4 protein-coding genes are annotated in these 3,961 nt (G+C 77.0%); all 4 read right to left on the bottom strand.

The annotated features are described in order from the left end of the window. Positions 1–151 precede the first annotated feature (151 nt). Positions 152–619, bottom strand: coding sequence for a 6,7-dimethyl-8-ribityllumazine synthase (gene ribH, locus ACWPWV_RS20145; RefSeq protein ID WP_454044746.1), 468 nt, complete (start codon positions 617–619; stop codon positions 152–154). Next, the gene (gene ribB / locus ACWPWV_RS20140; RefSeq protein WP_454044747.1) at positions 616–1,980 is read right to left on the bottom strand and encodes a 3,4-dihydroxy-2-butanone-4-phosphate synthase; all 1,365 of its coding nucleotides are present in this window, start codon (positions 1,978–1,980) and stop codon (positions 616–618) included. The genes ribH and ribB overlap by 4 nt, the downstream gene beginning before the upstream one ends. 80 nt (positions 1,981–2,060) lie before the next feature. After that, a complete protein-coding gene (locus ACWPWV_RS20135; RefSeq protein ID WP_454044566.1) occupies positions 2,061–2,672 on the bottom strand; it encodes a riboflavin synthase in 612 nt (203 codons plus the stop codon). Between the two features lie 17 nt (positions 2,673–2,689). Continuing rightward, complete coding sequence (ribD, locus tag ACWPWV_RS20130; protein ID WP_454044745.1) at positions 2,690–3,787, bottom strand: bifunctional diaminohydroxyphosphoribosylaminopyrimidine deaminase/5-amino-6-(5-phosphoribosylamino)uracil reductase RibD; 1,098 nt, start codon at positions 3,785–3,787, stop codon at positions 2,690–2,692. Positions 3,788–3,961 lie beyond the last annotated feature (174 nt).

Genomic DNA, 3,961 nt, shown 5'->3' with positions numbered 1-3,961 from the left:
GGGCCGGGGGGCGGGGGGCGGCCCCTCCCCGGGGCCCGGGGGAAAGGGGGCCGCCCCCTCCTCCGCGCCCCCGGGGCCCCCCCCCCCCCCCGCCGCCCCCGCCCCGGGGCCCGCCCAGCGGGCACCAGGACGGACCCCCCGCCACGGACGATCACAGCGACCGCAGCGCCACGACCGTCGCCACCGCCGCCTCGGCCGCCTCCGCCCCCTTGTCCTCACGCGATCCCGGCAGCCCCGCACGGTCCAGGGCCTGCTGCTCGTCGTCGCACGTGAGGACGCCGAACCCCACCGGCACCCCCGACCGCACGCTCACGTCCGTCAGCCCCGTCGTCGCCGCCTGGCACACGTACTCGAAGTGCGGCGTCCCCCCACGGATCACCACACCCAGCGCCACCACGGCGTCCGCGCCACGCTCCACCGCCCGCGCCGCCGCCACCGGCAGCTCGAACGACCCCGGCACCCGCACCTCCGTCACGTGCGACACGCGCGCCGCCGCCAGCGCACGACGCGCACCCGCCACCAGACCGTCCATCACCTCCGTGTGCCAGCTCGCCGCGACCACCGTCACCCGCAGCCCCGACCCGTCCACCTCGATCGACGGCGCACCCGCACCACTCATCGCTCCTCCTCCGACTCGTCCGACACCACTGACCCGACACCACCCGACCCCGGACCACCCGGAGCCTCGACCGTCTCCAGCAGATGACCCATCGCCACCTTCTTCGTCACCAGGTACGCCCGGTTGTGCTCCCCGTGACCCACCTCGATCCGCTCCGTCCCCACCACGTCGATCCCGTGCGCCACCAGACCCGTCACCTTCGCCGGGTTGTTCGTCAGCAACGTCACCCGCGACAGCCCGAGATCCGCCAGGATCGCCGCCGCCGCGCCGTACTCCCGACGGTCCGCCGGCCACCCCAGCTCCAGGTTCGCCTGCACCGTGTCCAGACCCGCGTCCTGCAGCTCGTACGCCCCCAGCTTCGCCAGCAGCCCGATCCCCCGGCCCTCGTGACCCCGCAGGTACACCACCGCACCACCCTCCGCCGCGACCCGCGCCATCGCCGCGCGCAGCTGCGGACCGCAGTCGCACCGCGCCGAGCCGAACGCGTCCCCCGTCAAGCACTCCGAGTGCACCCGCACCACCGGCGCCGCCCCGGAGGCGCTCGCGGACGGCACGGCCGGGACCGACGCTCGCGGCCCGGGCTCCGCCGGGACCAGCGCCACGTGCTCCGCCCCCGTCCGCAGGTCCCGGTACCCCCGCACCCGGAACACGCCGTGCTCCGTCGGCAGCGCCGCCTCCGCCGTCCGGTGCACCCGCCGCGACGAGAGCCCCCGGTCGACCTCCTCCGGTGCCGCAGGCGCCGGGTCGTGCAGCCGGCGCCACGCCACGAGGTCCGCGATCGTCAGCAGCACCAGCCCGTCCCGCGCCGCCAGCGCCGCCGCGTCGTCCAGACGCATCATCGACCCGTCGTCGTGCACCAGCTCCGCGATACCCCCCACCTCACCCGCACCCGCCAGGCGCACCAGGTCCACCGCCGCCTCCGTGTGCCCCGCACGGTGCAGCACCCCGCCCGGCACCGCACGCAGCGGCAGCACGTGCCCCGGCCGGATCAGGTCACCCGTCCCCGACCCCGGGTCCGCCAGCACCCGCAACGTCCGCGCCCGGTCCTGGGCCGAGATCCCCGTCGTCACACCCGACGCCGCGTCCACCGTCACCGTGTACGCCGTCCGCCGCGGGTCCTCGCTGCGCGGCACCATCAACGGCAGCTCCAGCGCGTCCGCCCGCGCCGCCGGCATCGGCGCGCACAGATACCCCGACGAGTGACGGATCGTCCACGCCACCCACTGCGCCGACACGTCCCGCGCCGCGAACACCACGTCCGCCTCGTTCTCCCGGTCCGGGGAGTCCGCCACCAGCACGGGCCGCCCCGCACGGATCGCCGCCAGCGCCTCCTCGACCGTGCCGAGGCGCACACCCCCCACGGACGCCGCCACGGCGCTCGCGGCCTCGCTCTCCACCGCCCCGGCCGGCACCTGAGGGTCCGCCGTGCCCTCCCGCCCCGTCACGACGTCGCTCCTGCGGCGAGGAGCCGCTCCACGTACTTCGCGAGGACGTCGACCTCGAGGTTGACGCGGTCGCCAGGAGCCAGCGCACCGAGGACCGTCGCCTCGAGCGTCGTCGGGATGAGGGAGACGCCGAACGTCGTGTCGTCGACGTGGGTGACCGTGAGCGAGACGCCGCTCACGGCGATCGAGCCCTTCTCCGCGACGTACCGCAGGAGCGGTCCCGGGGCCGAGAAGACCAGGTCGTCCCAGCGGTCGCCCGGGTCGCGGCTCGCGAGCGTCGCGACGCCGTCGACGTGTCCCTGCACCACGTGCCCGCCCAGCCGCGCGTCGGCGCGCACCGCGCGCTCGAGGTTGACCCGCGACCCCGGCCCCAGGTCTCCGAGCGTCGTGCGACGCAGCGACTCCGGCATGACGTCGGCACCGAACGTGCCGTCGCCCCCCAGCGTCGAGACGGTGAGACACACGCCGTCCACCGCGATCGAGTCGCCGAGCGCCGCGTCCGACGTCGCCAGCGGCCCCTCGACGGTCAGCACCGCGTCCGTGCCCGCGCCGCCGGGGAACGCGATCTCCCGCACCCGGCCGATCTCCTCGACGATCCCCGTGAACATCCGGTCTCTCCTGCCTCTCAGCCGATCCGTCTCGACACCGTCAGCGCGTCGTCCCCGACGCGCCGTACCTCGACCGTGCGGAACCGCCGCGCGGCCCCGATCGTCGTCACGCCCAGGTCGCCCACGACCCGCTGCCCCGAGCCCAGCAGCACCGGGGCGACGTAGGCGTGCAGCTCGTCGACCGCGTCGGCCGCGAGGAACGCCGTCGCGAGCGTCGGCCCGCCCTCGACCAGCACGTGCCGCACCTCGTGCGCGGAGAGCTCCGCGAGCACCTCGGCCACGTCGTGCGTGCGCACGTGGTGGAGTGCACCTCCCGCGCCGCGGAGCCGTGCGCGCGGAGGGATCCCGGAGCGCCCGACGACGACGCGCAGCGGCTGGTGGTCGGCGAGCCGGTCGACGCCGTCGGGACCGGGCACGCGCGCGGTGAGCGCCGGGTCGTCGGCGTGCACGGTGCCCGAGCCGACGGCGATCGCGTCGACGGTCGCCCGGACGCGGTGGGCGTGCGCGCGCGCCTCCGGCCCCGTGATCCAGCGGCTCGTGCCGTCCTGCGCCGCGACGAACCCGTCGAGCGACGTCGCGGTCTTCAGCGTGACGTACGGGGTGCCCCGCCCGGCCGCGGTGAGCCACACGTGCAGCAGGGCCCTCCCCTCGGCCGCGCGCACGCCCTTCACGACACCGACGCCGGCGGCGCGCAGGCGCGCGCCACCGCCTGCCGCGGCGGGGCTCGGGTCGTCGACCGCGTGGACGACCTCGGCCACACCGGCCGCGAGGAGCGCGTCGGCGCAGGGCGGGGTGCGCCCGACGTGCGCGCACGGCTCGAGGGTCACGACCGCCGTCGCGCCACGGACGTCGACCCCGCGCCGGCGGGCGTCCGCCAGGGCTGCCGCCTCGGCGTGCGGCGTGCCGGCCCCCCGGTGGTACCCCTCGGCGAGCACGAGTCGCGCCCGGGCGTCGACGGCGTCAGGGGCCGCGGCGACCTGCGCGAGGCCAGCGCCCGGGGGTGGGGCGAGCAGGACGCACCCGACGCGAGGGTTGAGGCCGTACGCCGGACCGCGAGCGGCGAGCTCGAGCGCGTGCGTCATCGCCGCGTCGATCGTCAGGTGCTGCGAGCCCATCGGTCCTCGTCCTGCCGGGCACGGGCACTCCGGGGCGAGGGCGGGCGCGTCGCCAGAGCCCGGAGGACCCGACGCCGACGCTCACCACGGCGGGTCGGCTCGCCGGGGTCGACGGCTCACGCGGAGCCGGACGACCGTCCGGGTCACACGTGGCCGGGTCCCCCGAGGGGTCGG

This window comes from Cellulosimicrobium sp. Marseille-Q8652 (assembly GCF_965112045.1).
Note: the sequence above shows the minus strand (reverse complement) of the source record. Positions and strands in the feature narration are given on the sequence as shown.